Here is a 20,274-nt window from a genome sequence, read left to right as displayed (position 1 = left end):
AATAAGGTTTTAGAGCATTATATGTGAATCCAAACAAGGAATCCGGTTTTTTGTGTGAAAAATGCCTGATATTGCCAAAAGCCTATCGTCACCAAGCGGTGATAGCCGGTCAACCCGAAATTAACGCGTTGATTGTTGAATGATTAGTGGAAAAAAGCCCTCGCCGAAGCGAGGGCAAACGCTGGGAACTTCTTTGTTACTGGTGCTTATTGATTGACGCCACCCATGCAGAGGTATTTTATTTCTAGGTAATCATCGATGCCGTACTTAGAACCTTCGCGGCCAATACCGGACTCTTTGACACCACCAAACGGGGCAACCTCAGTCGAGATAATACCTTCGTTAATACCCACAATGCCGTAATCCAAACCCTCGCTGACTCGCCAGATTCTGCCGATATCACGGGAGTAGAAATAAGCCGATAGTCCGAACGGGGTATCGTTACCGATGCGGATGGCCTCTTCTTCTGTAGAGAATTTGAAGATTGGCGCAATAGGGCCAAAGATTTCTTCGTTATACACATCCATGCTGTCATCGACATCAACCAGCACGGTTGGGTGATAGAAGTTTTCACCCTCACCCTGACTGCCCTCACCGCCTACCAATACCCGCGCACCATTGCTGGTGGCTTGATCGACGATGGAGCTGACCTTATCGAAGGCGGCGTCGTTAATCAGCGGCCCAATGGTTACGCCATCATCGGCACCATTGCCAACTTTTAGGGCTTTTACCGCGGCGACAAGCTTTTCTGTAAAGGCATCAAAAACCGTATCCTGTACCAGGAAGCGGTTGGCACAGACACAGGTCTGACCAGCGTTGCGGTATTTTGAAGCCATGGCACCGACCACAGCAGCATCGAGGTCGGCATCTTCAAAGACGATAAACGGCGCATTACCACCCAGCTCCATTGAGGTCTTCTTAACCGTACCGGCACACTGCTCCATTAGCACCTTGCCGATTTCAGTTGAACCGGTAAACGTCAATTTTTTGACAATGCTGCTGCCGGTCATCTCACCACCAATGTCGCGAGCCTTATTACCGGCAACCACGCTAAAGACACCAGCGGGAACACCGGCATCCTCTGCCAGCTTGGCTAGTGCCAAGGCACACAACGGTGTCTCGGTGGCGGGCTTGAGCACAATACTACAGCCGGCCGCCAACGCCGGAGCGACCTTGCGGGTAATCATCGCAATGGGAAAGTTCCAGGGAGTGATTGCCGCAACCACACCGACCGGTTGTTTAAGGGTGACGATGCGCTGAGTGGCATTGTTAGACGCAATCGTGTCACCGTAAACTCGGCGACCCTCTTCGGCAAACCATTCAACAAAGGCGCCACCGTAGGCGACTTCGCCGCGGGATTCGGCCAGTGGCTTACCCTGCTCTGCCGTCATCAGCATGGCCAAGTCTTCCTGGTTGTCCATGATCAGCTTGAACCAGCGCTTTAGTACCGCTGAGCGCTCTTTGGCAACCACGTTGCGCCAGCTTTGAAAAGCAACATCCGCCGCCTCAATGGCGCGACGAGTTTCCACCGCACCAGCATTGGGGATGTCGATAATTTTTTCTTTCGTTGCCGGGTTGAACACCGGCATAACGGCACCGCTATCGGCATTAACCCATTCGCCGTTGATATACAGCTGTGAGCAAAGTAACGATGGATTGGAAAGCGTTAGCATGATTGACCTCAAATATTATGTTTTATAATTAATTGTGTTCAGTAAATTTATTGATCCGCAAGTCCAGTGACTATGCCAGTTTTTTTAACGCAACGGCAATGGCACTCTGTCGCGCCATGCCACTGTATTTTTCAGAACCGTCTAGATTATTGATCAACCGATTGGTATTGGCGCCAATATCTCTTACCTTGTCGTCAGTGCCTGCACCAGGCGCAGCCCCCCAGCAGTGTGCCATAGAAATAACACCACGCTTGATGTCCGGGGCGCTCTGGGCAACGGCGGGTATCTCACCGTTGATCGAGCTGATCGAAATAATATCGCCACTGGCCACATTCAACGCGGCCAAATCATCCGGGTTCATAAAGGCGGGGTTGGTCGTGCCCTTCGACGCGAGAAAGCTGAGCTCAGGGCCGGTGGAGTTAAAGGTATTCTTCATCCGGCGGCTGATTAACAAGAACGGGTAGTCCTGCTTGGCTGCCAACGCCTCGTCGGCCTGTTCGACAACGGCGGCCAACTCTTCACTCAAGCCGTCGGGGAAAACATTGAGATAGCCTTTGGTGGCAGGGTCTGCCGCCTGTACGATGACATCTGGCACCTCGTAAACATGGCCGCCATCGCGCTGATAAATCTCATCCAGCGGCACCCGTGAGTCGCGGGTCATCATGGCGAGAATATCGTACTTAGACGGCTTGCTATCCATGGCAACAGGCTGTTCGTTAACCGTCATGGTCAAGCCTAAGCGCTGACCCAACTCCCAGAAGAGCTCCCACTCTTCAATCACATCGCCCTCGGCCTCAACCACGGTCTTGGTATAATGACTGTAGGGCTTCTCATACCAAATATCCGTTAGCACAGTCAGGTCATCACGCTCGAGACAGAGTTTTGACCCGATCACGTAATCGGCCATTTCCGCTGTAGCGGACAGCTTATAATCGATACACACCAACAGGTCTAATGCGTCTAATGCCGCATAGGCCTTGTCCTGGCCAGGCCAGGCGAGTGCCGGATTACCACCAACACACAGCAGGGCTTTGATCTGCCCGTCACCTTCCATCAGAATCTCATCCGCAATAATCGCGGTAGGCATTTCCTTGGTCGGACCATTGGCCGTCAGTACGGTGACCTCACCAATATCATCACTGACCCGGCTGCGAGTACCGGTCAGCCATTCGGGCTGTGGCGGTACTGCCTGGGCTAGACGCGGCGCCAAGGGTGAGAGTACGCCAGCATTGGGGAGCTTTTCACCCGCTCTATAGTGGCGGCCACAGATAGCATTAATCGCCTGAGTAAGATGCTGAATTAAGTTGGGGTTAGGCCCCATTTCTGGGCCCGTGCCGGTGCTGGCTGTGCCCTTCGTACCGCCGGCAAACATCCGCGCTGCGGCAATAATATCTTCACGATCCAGCTCAGTACAGCTGGCAACATAATCCGGAGTAAAGCGACTTAAGCTGGCCTTGAATTCGGCTAAGTTTTCAATATTCTCGGCACAGAAGGCTTGGTCATGCAGCTCTTCCTCGAGAATAATATGGATCAAGCCTGCCAGTAGCGCGGCATCTTGACCGGGTTTTATTTGCAGATGTAAATCGGAGCGAGAGGCGACCTCTGAGCGACGCGGGTCGACACAGATAACCTTCATACCGCGCTTTTTGCCTTCACGTAAGGCGTTAGAGGGGCTGAATGCCGGTATGCCACCGGGGATTGAAAAGTGGGAGACCAGGGTGTTATTGCCAATAATCAACGCCACATCTGAATCACCCCAGGTATGACTACCACCACCCCAGAAGCCCATACGAGCCTGGCCAATACCCACCTTGGCGGGCTGATCAATGGTAATACTGGTGTAGTAAGAGGGCGATTTGAGCGCCGTGTGCCACGCCTTGGCCACCGGATGAGTGGCTGAGTTTTGAAACGATACCGTGCCGTTATAACTGGCGACAGCTCGGGGGCCGTGACGATCGATAATCACCTTCAGCTTTTCGGCGATCTCATCCAATGCCTGGCTGCTGCTGATGGCCGTATGGCTGCCATCGGCATTTTTCTTCAACGACTGCTGGATGCGTTCAGGGTAATACAGCTGCTCGGGCATTTGCCGACCCTTCAGACAGGTGTAACCGCCGAAAATCTCATTATCGACGTCTGGGCGAACGCCGGTGAGCTTACCGTCTTCAACAGTGGCCTCCATCGGGCAGTTGGCGTGACAGAAGCGGCAGTATGTTTTTATGGTTTCGCTGGCCATGAAATCCTCGAACTTGGCGGCGGACTATCGCCGCCTGATATAAGCGTTATCGTGTATTTAGGTAAAGAAGTCCGCGCGCGGCCTACCCTGTGGGTCATAGACCGGCTCTTCTTTGGTGGTTTGGAACTTAGATACCACCGTGTTATAAACCTCAAAGCTGCCCAGCAACGTCAACATCTGAGCGTAATAAGTACCGGCAAGATGCGCGGCAAGATCCTCGACCGAATCCCAGTTTTCATAGACGTAGATCCGGGTCTCAGACGTTGGGTCTGCCGACCAGACATAGTCGCGGCACCCCTGTTGGGTGCGGGTCTCAGCCATCAAAGGCGCTGCTTGCTCAAGTGCGCGCTGGCGGTCTTCGGCTTTAATTTCCACCGTGCCGGCGATAAGTATTGTCATTTTTCAGGCCCTTCTACGTGGCGACAGTTTGGGGTTGTTATTGATTCTTTAGAAACGGTATCAAACTACCTTGAAAAAAACAATCAGGGTTGACTGCTTTTTTATTTTTCGATATTTTATAGCGACTTTGCTAGCCCTTTGGATGGCGATCTTGATAGTGTAATCACCGCGCATAGCAATGAGCGGCAATAACAAAAAAAGGTAGTTTTAATGAGTGAATTGATCAATCGTCAGTATTATCTAGCAGCGCGACCCAAGGCGTTTCCTACACCTGAAGAAGTGCCTTTTCGCGATGTAGTCGTTGCCGAACCAGGGCCGGAAGAGGTTGTTATACGCAATCTCTACATCTCTCTAGACCCTGCTATTCGTGGCTGGATGAGCGACACCCCTAATTATATTGAACCCATTGCCATCAACGATCCGGTTCGCAGCTCCGTTATCGGCCGGGTGGTAAAAAGCGCCAGCGACAGCTTTGCCGAAGGCGATATCGTCATGACAGTTGGCGGCTGGGAGCGATACACCACAGCACCTGCAGCGGCCCTGAATAAGATTGCAGACATGCCAGGCATCGCGCTGACAAACTATCTCAGCGTACTGGGGCCAACAGGCTTGACCGCCTACTTTGGCATACTGAAAGTAGGCCTCCCCAAACCTGGTGACACGGTATTGGTCAGTGCTGCCGCCGGCGCCGTTGGCTCGGTCGTGGGTCAAATTGCCAAGATGCAAGGCTGTCGCGTGGTTGGCATGGCCGGTTCCGAAGAGAAATGCCGCTGGCTGACTGAAGACCTCGGCTTTGATGAGGCGATTAATTATAAAACCTGCGGCGATTATCAGCAGGCCATCCAGCAAGCCTGCCCCGAAGGTGTCGACATTTACTTTGACAACGTCGGCGGCGAAATCCTCGATGCCGCCCTGTTGTGTCTGAATAAATTCGCCCGCGTAGCCGTCTGCGGCTGGATTTCCAGCTACAACGACAGCGACGCCCCTGGGCCGAAAAACCTCTGGCAGCTGGTGGCTGAAAGCGTCACCATTCAGGGCTTTGTCGTGCTGGATTACCTGGACAGCTTTGAAGAGGCAATCGGTCAACTCGCCGAGTGGGTCATGACGGACAAGATCAAGTTTAAAGAAGATATTGTCGACGGGCTGGATAACGTTTTGCCGGCCTTTATGAAGCTGTTCAATGGCACCAACGACGGCAAATTGGTTGTCCGTCTAGAGCCCTAGGCGAGCCATTAAATATGGTTCGAGCATGGAGTTAACTATGGCCAATCAATCGGTGTTAACCCACGTCAATGGCGGCGTGGCAACGGTGTTGCTTAACCGCCCAGAGGCATTAAATGCAATGCACCAGGCGCTGCGCAGCGAGCTAGTTGCAGCGCTGCAAGCCCTGAAGTCCGACGCCTCGGTGAGAGCCGTGGTGTTGTCGGGAAAAGGGCGAGCGTTTAGTGCCGGCTTAGACTTTAACGAACTGCAAGGCGCAGCAGCACTGGTTGCAGCCAACGGCATTGTCGGCCAGCAACTGCTGGATGAGATCGCCGCCTTTGATCGACCCATTATCGCCGCGGTCAACGGCTTTGCCATGACCGGCGGCCTGGAGTTGGCGCTGCTGTGCGATGTCATCATTGCGTCTGAGGACGCCGTCTTTGCCGATACCCACGCCAAACTGGGTATCGTGCCCGGCTGGGGAGTAACCCAGCGACTGCCCCGGGCGATTGGCATCTATCGCGCCAAAGAAATGAGCCTGACCGGACGCAAGGTTGACGCACAGCTCGCCTACGATTGGGGGCTGGTTAACCGGGTCACCGCTCGCGATCAACTGATAGCCGAGGCCCAGGCAATGGCTGAACAGATGGCCCAGGCGGATCATAGCGCACAGAGTACTATCCGTGAGTTGATGGACCTGGGCTGGGAAGCACCGATTGAGTCGGGGCTTGAGCAAGAACAGCAGGCCAGCTTGGTCGCCTTCCAACGCTTCGCCAAAGCGCAACAATCGTCCAGCTAAGACTTTACAGCACGCGACGCAATCATCCGTCGCGTGCTGCTTTCTCCCTCAATCGCTCTATTACACGTCAGAATGAAGAAATGGTAATTATTGATCCAGCGGCAGGTAACTACCGCTTAAATCCGCCGGGCCGTTGTAGATAAAGACGTAATCACGATGGCTAAATAACCATTGACCGTCCTGTTTGATATAGCGGTCGGTATAGCGACTGAGCAGGGTGTTGCCGACACCCTCAAGGTTGCGGCTGAACTCCTGCAGGTACCAGTGACCGGTGGCGGTATCACCCTCGATTTGAAACTGACCGGAACTGGGCATCATCACCACAAACTCAAAGCCTGCCATCATCTGCTGCCACAACCCTAAGATTTGCTCCGAGCCAGTAACCACGGTACCGAGTAGGTTCCAGCTGGCGTCTTCTGCCCAGGTCGATATCCAGCTTTCAGCGTCGCCTCGATTGACCGCATCGCAGTATTTGTCCATCAGATTTCGCAGTGCAATTTGATCTGCGACCAGGGTGGTTTGTTGATCGTTCATCGTCATCTATTCCCTATGTGTTTACAGCGAATAATACGGCATTTGAAAAAAGAAACAATCGGGACTGTTTTTTAAAATCTTGAGCTGCTAGTATTTAATTTACAAAATAAGCATAAATAATCATAGTATTTTGAGGATAGCGTCATGGATTTAAGCACCTTCCCTTATTTGCAGAATAACTACGCGCCAGTCGACAGCGAACAGGACTGGTCATCAGCCGACCTGCGCGTTGAGGGCGAAATCCCGCAAGCCCTTGTTGGGGCATTCATGCGCAACGGGGCTAATGTAGCCTACCAGCCAAACCATTACGTCTATCCTCTCGACGGTGACGGCATGATCCACGGCGTCTATTTTAAAGACGGCAAGGTCGAATACAAGAACCGCTGGGTTGATACCCATCACCTGCAGACCGAGCGCAAGCACGACCGCATGATTTACGGCAGCGTCGGCAAACTGTTACCGGTGCCCGAAGAGATTATTGCCGCTGGCGGCGCCCCCCACCCTGTACGCAACACCGCCAACACTAACGTGCTGCAGCACGGTGGTAAATTAATGGCACTGTGGGAAGGTGGTTTCCCGCACGAACTCAACAATGATTTATCGACTGTCGGCCTGTTTGACTATGACGGCATGCTACGTCCCGGTGATGCACTGACCGCCCACCCCAAGGTTTGCCCAGATACCGGTGACTTAATCTCCTGTACTCAGCGCTTGGACAGCCCTATTTACTTGGTTCAAATTATTGGCAAGGATGGCAAACACAAGAAAACCATTCCCTACGAGTTTGAGCGCCGCGGCATTATTCACGATTTACAGATTACTGAAAATTACGTCATTATTTTCTACGCCCCTGCCTTCCACAGTATTGAAAAAGCTCTGCGCGGCGAGAACCCCTTTGAGTGGGAGCCAGAGAAAGGCACGCAAATAGTTGTCATTCCCCGCGACGGTGGCAGCGAGCCCGATATCTACGAAACCGACGCCTTTTTCAGCTGGCACTTCTGTAACGGCTTTGAGCGAGACGGACAAATCATTCTCGATTATGTCTGGATTAACTCCATCCCCTTCACTCAGGCTCAGGGCACAGGCGTTGAAAAACAGCCGCGCCGCATGTACCGCATGACCCTCGACGAGGCGACCAAAACCGTGGTCTCTAACGAGCAGTTCTCCGATGTTTTTTGTGAGTTTTCACGCATCGATGAACGTCGTATGGGCAAGGACTACCGCTTTGGTTTTGCCGCCTCAAGCAATCACGACTGGGAAGGCATTCACGGCTACAACTGTACCGGCCGGTTCGACTTTAAAACCGGAGAAACCACCCTCTGTGATTACGGTTTCGATGCCAACGCCGGCGAGCCTGTCTATGTAGCCAACCCAGAAAGCGACCGCGAGGAAGATGGCTGGGTGATGTGCTATGTCTACAACCCCGGTGAGGGACAGTTCCTCTCTATTGTGTCCGCGGGCGACTTTGCCGCAGGCCCAATAGCCAGAGTGTATGTGCCGACACGTATACCCAATGGCTTCCACGCCAACTGGATGCAAGACTTAACACTTTAACGCTATATCACTGCCGCCCTGCTAGGGGGTGAGCAGTGCCTTTAACGATGAATAGCGAACTCTTAATAATAAAACGAGGCAGATAATGTCCTTAAACAAGAAACAATTTCTAGACGCCTATCGCACCATGCGATCCATTCGCGATTTTGAAGACAAGATCAGCGAAGAGTTTATGAAAGGTAATATCCCAGGGTTCTTACACCTTTACTCTGGCCAAGAAGCGGTTGCCGCTGGCCTGTGTCAGGTGTTGACTGACGAGGACTACATGATCAGTACTCACCGCGGTCACGGTCACTGCCTGGCGAAAGGCGCTGACATTGGCGGCATGATGAAGGAGATCATGGGCAAGCAGGGTGGTATCTGTGACGGCAAGGGTGGCTCTATGCACATTGCCGATTTCGACAAGGGCATGCTCGGTGCTAACGCTATTGTTGGCGGTGGCCCACCACTGATTGTTGGCGCGGCACTGTCAGCCAAAACACTGGGCACGAAAAAAGTCGGCGTCGCATTTGGCGGCGATGGCTCGTCCAACCAGGGCACCACTTTTGAAGCCATGAACCTGGCGGTAGTGCTTAAATTACCTGCGATCTTCTTCTTTGAAAACAACGGCTATGGCGAGGGTACACATGCCAGTTATGCCGTTGGTGCTGACAGTATTGCCAAGCGTGCCGAGGGTTTCGGCATGCCGGCCTACACCGTTGATGGCACCGATGTATTTGCCGTTTACGAGCTGTGTAAGAAGGTGGTTCAGGACTGTCGTGACGGCAAGGGTCCGGTCACTATTGAGGCCAGCGTGCCTCGTTTCAAAGGTCACTTTGAAGGTGACCCACAGGCTTATCGCGGTGATACCGAAATAGAATCGCTGATGAAAGAAGATGACTGTCTACAGATTGCCCGTAAAGATGCGACAGAGAAAAAGCTCGCCACCCACAAGCAACTCGACGCCATCGATCAGGAAGTTGCCGATCTAATGAATGAAGTCACCGCTGCGGCGCTGGCAGCACCGGTGCCCGATTTATCTGAATTGATGGACAATGTTCACAGCTCTGAATACTAACCAGTAGCCGGAAACCGAGCGAATAAGAATAAGAATTGGAGTTGATAGAATGCCAGTTAAGACGTATAGAGAAGCCATAAATGAAGCGCTGCGACAAAGCATGCGTGAAGACCCCAGCGTTATTGTGTTGGGTGAAGAAGTCTCCGGTGGCGCCGGTTGTGAAGGTGAACGTGATGCCTACGGCGGTGTCATGGGTGTCACCAAAGGTCTGTTTCCCGAGTTTGGCGAAGCACGTGTTATCGATACGCCGATTACCGAGTCAGCCATTATTGGTGCCGCTGCCGGCGCCGCGCAGACAGGTTTGCGCCCCGTTGCCGAATTAATGTTTATGGACTTCCTCGGCGTTTGTTTTGACCAGGTCTACAACCAAGCGGCCAAGTTCCACTATATGTTTGGCGGTAAGTCCCAGTGCCCTATGGTTGTCCGCTGTACGGTGGGTGCAGGTTGGAGCGCCGGTGCCCAGCACTCGCAAAACTTGACCAATATGGTCACCATGGTACCCGGCTTGAAAGTGGTCTGTCCGACCAATGCCTATGACGCCAAAGGCTTGATGGTTCAAGCAATCAAAGATAACGACTGCGTCATCTTTGTCGAAGATAAGATGCTTTACGACACCAGCTGTGAAGTGCCCGATGAGATGTACGCCGTGCCCTTTGGCGAGGCAAACTTCTACCGCGAAGGATCGGACGTTACCGTGGTGGCGGTGTCCAACCCAATGCACAAGGTCTTGCCCGTGGTCGATCGTCTGGCCAAAGAAGGCATCAGCTGTGATGTCATCGACCCCCGGACCACCTCGCCACTGGACGAAGAGTCTATTTTGGAAAGTGTCGAAACCACCGGTCGCCTGGTCATTGTCGATGAGATGACTCCGCGCTGTGGTATTGCCGCTGATATCTCCAGCATCGTTGCCGAGAAAGCTTTTGGCGCCCTGCGTGCCCCCATCAGAAAAGTCACCGCCGCTCACTGTCCGGTACCGTTTGCGCCCAACCTTGAGCAACACTGGATGCCGAAGGACGCTGAGATCGAAGCTGCCATCCGTGAGGTTCTGGAGTATGGCCAATGAGTAAATTACATGCATTGACCGTGCCCAAATGGGGCATGTCGATGGAGGAAGGCACCATTGCCGAGTGGCATGTTGCCGTCGGTGAGCAGGTGTCAGTCGGTGATGACCTGGTCGATATCGAAACCTCCAAAATCGTTAATACTGCTGAAAGCAGCTGCGCCGGCACCCTGGTTCGACAGGTTGGCCAGAGCGGCGATGTCTTACCCGTCGCCATGTTATTAGGCGTGGTTGCCGAGGGCGACACCAATGAAGCCGAGATTGACGCCTTTATTGCGGCGTTTATACCCGATGCCGCTGCATTGAATATTCCCCTGGGCGGCAATGATGATGCCGCACCAGCTGCTGCCGAGTCTGAGCCGGCCGCCGCCGCGCCTGCACCAGCACCCGTGGTTGCCAAGGCGGCGCCAAAAGCACAGCCATCGGCATTGTCTCAGGGGCCAGACGACAGTGATGTAAAGGCATCGGTCGTCGCTCGCCGTATCGCGAAAACCCACAACATCAACCTGCACAACATTACCCCAACCGGCCGCCATGGCCGTGTCTCCAAGCAGGATATTGAACAGGCCGCGGGTATTCGTGTTGAGGCGGCCAGATCGGCCAGCCAGACCGTTGCCAGCGTATCGCCACTCGCGGGTCGCTCTTCGGCGGATGATTCACGTATTGCCGCCACGCCGGTCGCCCGTCGACTGGCCGCCAAGATGAATATCAACCTCAACGATGTGACCCCGACTGGGCGTCGCAACCGTGTGACCAAGGAAGATATTGAAAAGGCTGCTGTGGCGTTAACCGGCGTTGCCGACTACCGCGAAGAAAAGCTCAGCGCGATGCGCAAAACCATTGCCGCCCGCCTGTCTGAGTCCAAGCAAAACATTCCACACTACCGCGTCAGCATGGACATCGAAATCGATAGCCTACTGCAGCAGCGTAAGTATATGAATGCATCGCTGGGTCACGCTATTTCCGTCAATGATTTCATTATCAAAGCCAGTGCCAGTGCTCTGCAGCAAGTACCGGCGGTGAATGTACAGTTTGCCGGTGACAGTATTGTCCAGTTTGATCGCGCCGATATCTCCATGGCCGTGGCCGTTGATGGCGGCTTGATCACCCCGGTGATTCGCAACGCCGGCAACAAAAGCCTGCCGCAGATTTCAGCAGAGGCCAAAGACTTGGCCACCCGTGCACAGCAGGGTCAGCTGACTGTCGATGAATTTCAGGGTGGGACTTTCTCTGTCTCCAACTTGGGCATGTATGGCGTTGATCAGTTTGACGCCATCATCAATATGCCACAGGCGGCGATTCTAGCGATTGGCGCCGGCAAGCGAAAAGCCGTGGTCAGCGACGATGGCATTGTTGCGGCCACCGTGATGCGAGTGTCTCTGTCCAGCGACCACCGCGCCATCGATGGGGCTGTGGCGGCACAATTTTTACAGGCATTAAAAGGGTTTCTCGAAAATCCTGCCTCGATGTTGTTGTAGCGAGGCGATCTGATGGCTAACCAAATGTCTGATACAAGCGCGCCGCACTCGAGCTACGACTTAGTCGTCGTCGGCGCGGGTCCCGGCGGTTATGTGGCGGCAATACGCGCAGCTCAGCTAGGCCTGAAAACCGCCATTATTGAAAAGCAACACATGGGTGGTGTGTGTTTGAACTGGGGCTGTATTCCCACTAAAAGCCTGCTCAAAAGCGCCGAAGTTTATCAGTCGATGCAACACGCGGAAGACTATGGCTTAAGCGTTAAAGGCGCCGGCTTTGATATTGAGAAAGTGGTACAGCGCAGCCGCGGTATTGCCGATCGTTTAAGTGCCGGCATCAGCTTTTTGATGAAGAAAAATAAGATTACCGTCATCGATGGTTTCGCCCGCTTAACCGCCCCCGGTACGGTCAGCGTCAGCGTTGACAATGCCGTTGTTGCCGAGGTCTCTGCCCCGCATATTATCTTTGCCACTGGCGCCAGCGCCAAGAGTTTGCCCGGCATTACGCCCGACGGCGACGTGGTCTGGACAGCGCGAGAGGCGATGACGCCAAAGCAGCTGCCCCAGTCACTGTTAGTCATCGGTTCCGGTGCCATCGGCATTGAGTTTGCCAGCTTTTATCGCAGCTTCGGCAGCGAGGTGACGGTACTTGAGGCTCAGGATAGAATCCTGCCACAGGAGGATGCGGACGTCTCCAAGGCCGCACTGCGGGCGTTTAAAAAGCGTGGCATTAAATTCGTCACCGGCGCCAAGTTAGAACCGCTGGACATCAACAAGACATCTGCCGATGCCCGCTGGACCGATAATAACGGTAAGGCGCAGGCTGGCACTTTTGATCGTGTCATTCTGGCCGTCGGCGTCGCCGCTAACATCGATGGCTTAGGCCTGGTTGAGCAGGGTGTACAGCTCGACCGTGGTCAGGTGGTGGTCAATGAGTGGTCTGAGACATCGGTCAAAGGCGTTTACGCCATTGGCGATATGACCGCCCCACCCTGGCTTGCTCACAAGGCCAGTCACGAGGCGGTGATCTGTGTTGAGAAGCTGGCCGGCGAGCAGGATGTCGAGCCGCTCAATCCGCGGTCTATTCCTGGCTGTACTTACAGCTCGCCACAGATTGCCAGTGTCGGCCTCACCGAACAGGCTGCCAAAGCACAGGGCCTGAATGTGCGTATCGGTCAGTTCGATTTGAGCGCACTCGGCAAGGCCCAGGCGATGGGCGAAACCGAAGGTTTTGTTAAAACAGTGTTTGATGATGACACCGGCGAGTTATTAGGTGCACACATGATGGGCGCCGAAGTGACCGAATTAATTCAAGGGTATGTGATTGCCCAGCAGTTGGAAACGACAGAGGAGGAGCTGATGCACACCGTTTTTGCTCACCCGACAATGTCCGAAGCCATGCATGAATCTGTATTGGATGCTTTCGATAAAGCCATCCATTCCTAACCAGACATTATTAACGAGGTAATCCATGACAAATAGTGTAGCCATTGCCGAAGGTTTATTTACTTGGCCATCTGATAACCCCGCCCTGCTTGGCAGTCGTTGCCAGCAATGCGGCATTGCAGAATTCCCTAGCAAACTGAGCTGTCCAGCATGCGGCAGTGAAGATGTTGCCGTTGAGGAACTGCCCCGTCGCGGCAAACTATGGAGCTGGACCATTCAAAGCTTTATGCCCAAGCGACCTTATCACACCGATGAAACCATGGAGACTTTCAAGCCTTTTGGCGTCGGTTATGTGGAGCTGCCAGGAGCAGTCTGTGTCGAGAGCCGACTGCTGGAGAGCACCGCCGAAGAGCTAAAAATCGGCATGGAGATGGAACTGGTTATCGATACCCTGCGCCATGATGAAGACGGTAATGAAGTGGTCAGTTTCTCCTTTAAAGCCGTTTAAGGCTCGATGAAGGACGCCATTATAAATAACAAATTTTAGAGAGAGATAAGATGGACGTAGCAATTGTTGGTATCGGCATTCACCCCTTCGGTCGCACTGAAGAGCGCAGTGGTCTTCAGCAGGGCGCCTATGCTGCCCGCCTGGCACTGAAAGACGCCGGCGTTGAATGGCAGGACATGGAATTCGGTTTTGGTGGCAGCGTCAGCGCGGGTAACGCCGACGCCCTCACCAATGAACTGGGCCTGACCGGCCTGCCGTTTATTAATGTGGCCAATGGTTGCGCCACCGGTGGCAGCTCTTTGATCTCTGCCTATAACGCGATTAAGTCGGGTGAGTATGATATCGGTATGGTCGCCGGTTTTGATAAACACGACCGCGGTGCTTTTAACGCCGACCCGACGGAAATGGGTATTGGTGAATGGTACGGCGAAGCCGGCCTGATGATGACGACGCAGTTTTTTGCGATGAAGATTCAGCGCTACATGGACAGCTTCAATATCAGCAAAAGCACGCTGGCCAAGGTGGCAGAGAAAGCCTTTAAAAACGGCACCCAAAACCCTAACGCTTGGCGCCGTGAAGAAATACCGGCAGAGGTTATCGCCGAGGCACCGATGGTCAGCGACCCACTGACTAAATACATGTTTTGCGCACCCGGTGAAGGGGGCGTCGCGTTGATTCTGTGTCGTGCCGACAAGGCCAAACAATACACCGACAAGCCTATTTACTTAAAAGGTGCGGCGTTCCGCTCGCGTCGATATGGCTCCTTCGAGGTGTTCGCACCGTCGCAGGCATTGGTGCAGGTAGATGGCCCCAGTGTAGATGCCTCAAAGGCCGCCTTTGCAATGGCCGGTGTCAGCCCGAAAGACATTGACGTGATACAGCTGCAGGACACTGAGTCTGGCGCTGAGATTATGCACATGGCCGAGAACGGTTTCTGTGAGCATGGTGAGCAGGAAGCCCTGATTCAAGCCGGCGAAACCAACATTAACGGTTCGATGCCAATCAATACCGACGGTGGTTGTATCGCCAGTGGCGAGCCGATCGGTGCCACCGGCCTACGACAGGTCTATGAGACCTGCCTGCAGTTGCGCGGCGAAGCCGGCAGCCGCCAGGTACCGAACAACCCCAAATTGGGTTACACCCACGTCTATGGCGCACCCGGTATCAGCGCTGTAACAATTCTAGAACGCTAATTTCAAGCACTCGGTTGACGATAAAGGTTTTGCTATGAGCACTAAAGTGACACTGACAGACGAACAAATAGCTGCGCGCGATCCATCGGATTCTTTTCAGGATTTATTGAAAATTGAAACCGTGGAGGTGCCCGCTGCGCTATTAGAAAGTACCGACACTTATCTCGGCTCTGAAGATATCGCCATTTCACGTTACATCTCGCAGGATTTCTTTGATTTAGAGGTGGAAAAAGTTTGGCGCAAGACCTGGCAAGCTGCTTGCCGTGTCAACCGTTTGCGCGAAGCGGGCGATTATTTTGTCTACGATATTGTTGACGATTCTATTTTATTAACCCGCACAGAATCCGGCGAGTTAAAGGGTTACCATAACTCCTGCCTGCATCGCGGTCGTGCGTTAAAGCGTGGCTCAGGTAATAGCGATAAAATTCGCTGCCCTTACCACGCGTGGTCGTGGGATCTCGACGGTGAATTTAAAGGCGCCCCATGCGAGTGGGATTTCCCCCATGTAAATAAAGAAAACACCAAACTACCTGAGGTGAAGGTAGAGACTTGGGGTGGTTGGGTCTTTATCAACATGGATGAAAATGCACCCTCGCTGAAAGATTATATGGAAGTCTTACCGCAGCACATGGACCAGTGGAAGCACGAGCAACGTTTCGTCGCCGCCCATGTGGAAAAGGTGATTGCCTGTAACTGGAAGGCGGGGCTCGAGGCATTTATTGAGTCCTACCATGCACTGGCTACTCACCCACAGATTTTACCTTATCAGGGCATTGATAACTCTCAGTACGATGTATGGGGTGACCACGTCAGCCGTAGTATCAGCGCTTACGGTGTGGTCAACCCCTCACACAACGACCAGTTCAGCGAGCAGGATTGCCTCGATGGCATGATGGCGATGATCGGCTCTGAAGAACGGCCACAATTAGCGCCGGGGCAAACCGCACGCGAAGCCTATGCACTGATGAATCTACCGGCGGCCAACGAAGCGGCCGGCGAAGACTTCACCGATCGCACCACCATGTCGGAGCTCATGGATTCCACCCTGTATTCCTTGTTTCCAAACTTGGCCCCATGGGCGGGCAACGGCACAGTAATCACCTACCGTCACCGTCCCAACGGCAACGATGTCGACAGCTGCATCATGGATGTCTTCATCCTGGCGCGCTTCCCTGAGGGCACCGAATCACCACCGGATGCGGCAACCTTCCGCCTAGAGTCAGACCAACCGTTCACCGAGGCGGCAGAGGTTTTAGGTGCCGGTCTTGCCAATGTCTTTAACCAGGATGGCGCCAACTTGCCGCAGGTACAACGTGGCATGAAGAGTTCGAAGAAAGGAATGGTGACGCTGGGTAACTATCAGGAAGTGCGGATTCGTCACTTCCATCAAACCATCGATAAATACTTAGCCAAATAATCAGCGAGAGCGAATTAGATCATGGATATTCTTAAACCCTTTTCACTCGAAGGTCGCGTAGCATTAATCACCGGCGCTTCCAGTGGCTTTGGTCGTCACTTTGCCGGTGTATTGGCCAAGGCCGGAGCAAAAGTCGTCTTGGGCGCACGTCGCGCTGACCGTATTCAATCGGCCTGCGATGAAATCATCGATCAAGGTGGCAAGGCCTTGGCGGTCAATATGGATGTCACTGATACCGACAGTATCAAGGCAGCATTAGACATGGCACAGGAGTATTTCGGCGTGGTTGATGTGGTCATCAATAATGCCGGCATTACCATCCCCAAAATGCTGCTCGACCTCAGCGATGATGAGTGGAATTCCGTCATCGATACCAACCTCAATGGCCTGGCCTTTGTCACTCGCGAGGCGAGTAAACGGATGATCGCTGCCAATGTTGGTGGCAGCATTATCAATATCGCCTCTATCGTCGGTGAGCGTGTACAGAAAGCACTGACCAATTATGCCGCCTCCAAGGCCGGTGTGATTCACTTTACCAAGGCCGCTGCCCTTGAGCTTGCCCGCAATGACATTCGCGTCAATGCCATTTGTCCCGGTTATTTTGAAACCGAACTCAACAGTGCCTGGTTTGCCACCGATGACGGGCAGGCGCTGATTCAGCGTATTCCGACTCGTCGGATCGGCGAACTCGACGAGCTCAATGGGCCGCTGTTGTTATTGGCATCTGAAGCAGGATCGTGGATGACGGGTTCAACGCTGACTGTTGATGGCGGCCACCTGCTGTCAGATCTTTAAACCGTCATCGCTGTCAATTAGACCAAAGGTATAATAATGAAAAGTCCCTTGAGCCAAACCCGAATAGATCGCGATAGCCAGTCATGGTTAAACATGACCATTGCCGAAGGTGCTTGGCAGAAAGCCGAGCAGACACCCGATGATGTGGCCATTTTTTTAGAACATGACCCCAGCATTACCTATGGCTCTATCGCCACTGATGCCCGCCGTTTGATTACCGGCTTACGCAAGCTGGGTATGCAGCAAGGTGATGTTGTTAGTTTTCAATTACCTAATTGGCGTGAGGCAGTCATTTTAGATATTGCGTCTTCAGCACTTGGCCTAATCGTTAATCCGGTGATTCCTATCTATCGCGATAGAGAGTTACGGTTCATATTAAAAGACGCCAATACGAAATTAATTTTCATTCCTGAAAAAATTCGCAGCGCTGAATTCCCTAACATGTTGGCTACTTTGCAAGCCGACCTGCCGGCGCTTGAACACATTGTCACTGTTCGCGCAGAGCAAGATTATGACGGCATGGTGCGCTTCGAAGACCTGATGGATAACGACTTGGCCGAGCTGGCCAGCCTGCCCAAGGTTGACCCCAACTCGATAAAAACCATTCTTTACACCTCTGGTACCACCGGCACGCCTAAAGCGGTTTTACACAGCCACAATACCTTGAGCCGTGTCATTATGAATTCGGTCGATTACTGGCAGCTAGGTGCCGACGACATCATGTTAATGCCGTCACCAGTAACCCATATAACCGGTTACGGCTCAGGCATGGTATTGCCTTTTGTCACCCCGGTAAAATCTGCCTTAATGGCTCGCTGGGATGCCGACGCAGCCGTGGCGTTTATTGAGCGTGTTGGCGCGACCACCAGTGTCGGTGCGACACCATTTCTGGTTGAACTACTCGCCTCGGCCACCCGCAATAAAACCAAGCTACCCACCATGCGATATTTTGCCTGCGGCGGTGCGGCAGTGCCACCACAGCTGATCCATGAATGCTACGAGGTATTGGAAAACTGTAAGGCCTTCAGAGTCTATGGCAGCACCGAGACACCGGTCATTACCCAGGGCTTTGTCGGCGACAACCAGCAAGATTTGGCGGCGCAAACCGATGGCATGATTTACGGCTATGAAGTCAAAATTATCGACGACAACGGTAATGAAGTTGCCGATGGCGAAGATGGTGAAATTATTGCACGCGGCGCCGGCATGATGTTGGGTTACTCTGTCGCCTCGCAGAACGAAGCCGAGCTCGATAAAGATGGCTTCTTCTATACCGGCGATATTGGTCACCGCACACCGGACAATGCCATTCTAATTACCGATCGTAAGAAAGACATCATTATCCGCGGCGGTGAAAACCTCAGTGCCAAGGAAATCGAAGATGTGCTACATGACCACCCCGATGTCAAAGAGGTTGCGATAGTTGCCATGCCGCACCAGCGCTTAGGTGAAGGTGTTTGCGCATATATCATCCCTGAAGCCGGTGTTGAAACCATTACCCTGGCCACAATTGCACAATTTGCAGACCGTGCGGCATTGGCCAAACAAAAAATACCCGAACATATTGAGGTGGTCAGCGATCTGCCCCGCACAGCCAGCGGCAAGGTCAAGAAAGATCAGCTACGCATAAAAATAAAAGAAGCCCTCGCTGCCAGCGAAGGCTGATACACCGCGGTTCAACCGGCCGCGAAATAACGTTTTACGTTTTACTGAATTGGAAACAGCAGGCACCGTCGTTGTGTGCCTACTTTGGAGAAATAAGTTATGCCTATTGAAGCATTTGTTTACGATGCAATAAGAACGCCCAGAGGAAAGGGCAAGGTCGGTGGCGGCCTTCATGAAGTCAGCCCAGTCAACCTGGTTGTCGGTCTGCTTGAAGCACTGAAAGAACGTAACAACCTCGACACCTCGCAGGTCGACGATGTGGTTTTGGGCTGCGTTTCTCCTGTTGGAGAACAGGGTGCAGTACTACCTAAGTTAGCCCTGTTAGCCTCAAGCTGGGATGTCAGTGTTGCCGGTCAACAGGTCAACCGTTTTTGTGGTTCAGGCTTAGAAACTGTCAATACCGCCGCGATGAAGATCGCCTCAGGCTGGGAAGACTTGGTTGTCGCTGGCGGCGTCGAATCGATGTCACGGGTCACCATGGGCAGCGATGGCGGTGCTTGGATTCTCGACTCAGATGTTAACGCAAAGCTGAATTATGTTCCTCAGGGCATTGGTGCAGACCTTATCGCAACACTGGAAGGTTTCAGCCGTACCGATGTCGATGCTTTTGCTGCGCGCTCACATGAACGTGCTGCTTATGCGCGCGATAATGGTTTTTTTGATAATCAAATAATCCCTGTTCGGGGCATTAATGGCGAACTGATCCTCGGCCATGATGAATTGATTCGTCCAGGTTCATCGGTCGAGTCTCTGTCCAAGCTCAAAGCCGTTTTCAAACAACCCGGTGAGGCGTTGTTGGATGACGTGGCTAAATTGCGTTACCCAGAAATTGAAGCGATTAATCATGTTCACACCGCGGGTAACTCCTCTGGTATTGTCGACGGTGCCTCCTTGGTATTGATTGGCAGTGAAGCCAAGGGTAAGGAATTAGGCTTGACGCCAAGGGCGAAAATTATCGCCACCGCAGTGACCAGTGATGAGCCCACCATTATGCTGACAGCCCCCACACCGGCCGCTGAAAAAGTGTTGCGCAAGGCGGGCATGACAGTCGATGACATCGATATTTTTGAACTCAATGAGGCCTTTGCCTCTGTGGTCATGCGCTTTCAAAAACACCTCAACATCCCCGATGAAAAAATCAACGTCAACGGTGGTGCCATCGCAATGGGCCATCCACTGGGCGCCACCGGCGGTATGATCTTGGGTACGGTAATTGAAGAGCTGGAGCGTCGTCAGGCTCGCTTCGGTCTGATCACTTTGTGTATTGGCGGCGGCATGGGTATTGCCACCATTGTTGAGCGAGTTTAATAGCGTTACAAC

The 20,274-nt window shown here is 53.1% G+C and carries 17 protein-coding genes; 13 read left to right on the top strand and 4 right to left on the bottom strand.

Annotation, left to right across the window (positions count from 1 at the left end; all coding sequences use genetic code 11):
• Positions 1–206 precede the first annotated feature (206 nt).
• From L9P87_RS16040 to L9P87_RS16030, 3 genes are all read right to left on the bottom strand, one after another.
• Positions 207–1,673 (bottom strand): NAD-dependent succinate-semialdehyde dehydrogenase, encoded by a 1,467-nt coding sequence (locus L9P87_RS16040; protein WP_290368524.1) that lies wholly within the window; start codon positions 1,671–1,673, stop codon positions 207–209.
• A gap of 70 nt (positions 1,674–1,743) precedes the next feature.
• A complete protein-coding gene (locus tag L9P87_RS16035; RefSeq protein WP_237445774.1) occupies positions 1,744–3,909 on the bottom strand; it encodes a molybdopterin-containing oxidoreductase family protein in 2,166 nt (721 codons plus the stop codon).
• Between the two features lie 57 nt (positions 3,910–3,966).
• Entirely contained in the window at positions 3,967–4,308 is a 342-nt protein-coding gene (locus L9P87_RS16030) for a putative quinol monooxygenase (RefSeq protein WP_237445773.1), read from the bottom strand.
• A 210-nt stretch (positions 4,309–4,518) separates the two neighbouring features.
• Here L9P87_RS16030 and L9P87_RS16025 point away from each other — a divergent pair, with 210 nt between their 5' ends.
• Both L9P87_RS16025 and L9P87_RS16020 read left to right on the top strand, forming a co-directional pair.
• Positions 4,519–5,532 (top strand): NADP-dependent oxidoreductase, encoded by a 1,014-nt coding sequence (locus L9P87_RS16025; protein WP_237445772.1) that lies wholly within the window; start codon positions 4,519–4,521, stop codon positions 5,530–5,532.
• Between the two features lie 37 nt (positions 5,533–5,569).
• Entirely contained in the window at positions 5,570–6,310 is a 741-nt protein-coding gene (locus L9P87_RS16020) for an enoyl-CoA hydratase (RefSeq protein WP_237445771.1), read from the top strand.
• Positions 6,311–6,397: 87 nt separating this feature from the next.
• Here L9P87_RS16020 and L9P87_RS16015 read toward each other — a convergent pair whose 3' ends face one another.
• The gene (locus L9P87_RS16015) at positions 6,398–6,850 is read right to left on the bottom strand and encodes a nuclear transport factor 2 family protein (RefSeq protein WP_237445770.1); all 453 of its coding nucleotides are present in this window, start codon (positions 6,848–6,850) and stop codon (positions 6,398–6,400) included.
• Between the two features lie 138 nt (positions 6,851–6,988).
• On the opposite strand from L9P87_RS16015, the gene L9P87_RS16010 reads away from it, so the two are divergent.
• From L9P87_RS16010 to L9P87_RS15960, 11 genes are all read left to right on the top strand, one after another.
• Positions 6,989–8,398: a carotenoid oxygenase family protein gene (locus L9P87_RS16010; protein ID WP_237445769.1), complete on the top strand. Its 1,410-nt coding sequence runs from the start codon at positions 6,989–6,991 to the stop codon at positions 8,396–8,398.
• A gap of 85 nt (positions 8,399–8,483) precedes the next feature.
• Entirely contained in the window at positions 8,484–9,455 is a 972-nt protein-coding gene (locus L9P87_RS16005) for a thiamine pyrophosphate-dependent dehydrogenase E1 component subunit alpha (protein WP_237445768.1), read from the top strand.
• A 49-nt stretch (positions 9,456–9,504) separates the two neighbouring features.
• Positions 9,505–10,518, top strand: a complete 1,014-nt coding sequence (locus tag L9P87_RS16000; RefSeq protein WP_237445767.1) for an alpha-ketoacid dehydrogenase subunit beta — start codon at positions 9,505–9,507, stop codon at positions 10,516–10,518.
• Positions 10,515–11,993 carry a dihydrolipoamide acetyltransferase family protein gene (locus L9P87_RS15995; RefSeq protein ID WP_237445766.1) on the top strand — a complete coding sequence of 493 codons (1,479 nt, stop codon included), beginning with the start codon at positions 10,515–10,517 and terminating at the stop codon, positions 11,991–11,993. The genes L9P87_RS16000 and L9P87_RS15995 overlap by 4 nt, the downstream gene beginning before the upstream one ends.
• A 24-nt stretch (positions 11,994–12,017) precedes the next feature.
• Entirely contained in the window at positions 12,018–13,436 is a 1,419-nt protein-coding gene (gene lpdA, locus L9P87_RS15990; protein ID WP_237445765.1) for a dihydrolipoyl dehydrogenase, read from the top strand.
• A gap of 25 nt (positions 13,437–13,461) precedes the next feature.
• Entirely contained in the window at positions 13,462–13,884 is a 423-nt protein-coding gene (locus L9P87_RS15985) for a Zn-ribbon domain-containing OB-fold protein (protein ID WP_237445764.1), read from the top strand.
• Positions 13,885–13,934: 50 nt separating this feature from the next.
• Positions 13,935–15,077 (top strand): thiolase family protein, encoded by a 1,143-nt coding sequence (locus L9P87_RS15980; RefSeq protein WP_237445763.1) that lies wholly within the window; start codon positions 13,935–13,937, stop codon positions 15,075–15,077.
• 34 nt (positions 15,078–15,111) lie between these two features.
• Positions 15,112–16,494, top strand: a complete 1,383-nt coding sequence (locus L9P87_RS15975; protein WP_237445762.1) for an aromatic ring-hydroxylating oxygenase subunit alpha — start codon at positions 15,112–15,114, stop codon at positions 16,492–16,494.
• Between the two features lie 21 nt (positions 16,495–16,515).
• Complete coding sequence (locus L9P87_RS15970; RefSeq protein ID WP_237445761.1) at positions 16,516–17,289, top strand: SDR family NAD(P)-dependent oxidoreductase; 774 nt, start codon at positions 16,516–16,518, stop codon at positions 17,287–17,289.
• 36 nt (positions 17,290–17,325) lie between these two features.
• Positions 17,326–18,954, top strand: coding sequence for an AMP-binding protein (locus L9P87_RS15965; protein WP_237445760.1), 1,629 nt, complete (start codon positions 17,326–17,328; stop codon positions 18,952–18,954).
• Between the two features lie 99 nt (positions 18,955–19,053).
• A complete protein-coding gene (locus L9P87_RS15960) occupies positions 19,054–20,262 on the top strand; it encodes an acetyl-CoA C-acetyltransferase (RefSeq protein WP_237445759.1) in 1,209 nt (402 codons plus the stop codon).
• The last annotated feature ends 12 nt before the right edge of the window (positions 20,263–20,274 follow it).

Origin of the sequence: Sinobacterium norvegicum (assembly GCF_923077115.1) — a bacterium.
Lineage (GTDB): Bacteria > Pseudomonadota > Gammaproteobacteria > Pseudomonadales > Sinobacteriaceae > Sinobacterium > Sinobacterium norvegicum.
The sequence above is the reverse complement of the archived record's forward strand: the minus strand, read 5'-3'. Positions and strand labels throughout refer to the sequence as shown.